Below are 416 nucleotides of genomic sequence, written 5' to 3'. Positions count from 1 at the left end.
TCGGCGAAGGCTGACGATGACAGCAACCCGTCGGCTCAGGTTGCCGCTCAGGCTGCCGCGACCCCGGATGCGGAGACGACGGCTTCGGCCGCCGCGACGCCGTCCGCGGAAGCTGCCGCTCAGGCTGCTGCGACGCCGGATGCTTCGACCTCCGCGTCGGCTGATGTGTCTTCGGACCCGTCTGCTGCCGCTCAGGTCTCGGCCTCCCCGGCGGCGAACGCGGACAACTCGGACTCGACGAACGCTGACGCCTCGGTGGCAGCAAACGCCGATGCTTCGACCGCTGCCCAGGCCGCCGCAACCGCGGACTCGTCTGTGAGTGCGTCGGCGACGGCGGATGCTTCGGCATCGGCGGACCCGACCGCGAACGTGGATGCGTCGGCATCGGCGGACCCGTCCGCGAACGTGAATGCTGC

General features: G+C 70.7%; 1 protein-coding gene. It reads right to left on the bottom strand.

Going from position 1 to position 416, the window contains the following annotated elements:
• Positions 1-191 precede the first annotated feature (191 nt).
• Positions 192-416: hypothetical protein (locus ACTJKK_RS16570; protein ID WP_440748778.1), on the bottom strand; the 225-nt coding region annotated here is incomplete at its 5' end.

The organism is Microbacterium sp. 22179 (genome assembly GCF_052045715.1).
In the GTDB taxonomy this organism is placed as follows: Bacteria; Actinomycetota; Actinomycetes; order Actinomycetales; family Microbacteriaceae; genus Microbacterium; species Microbacterium galbinum.
This window is presented reverse-complemented; position numbering and strand designations above follow the sequence as displayed.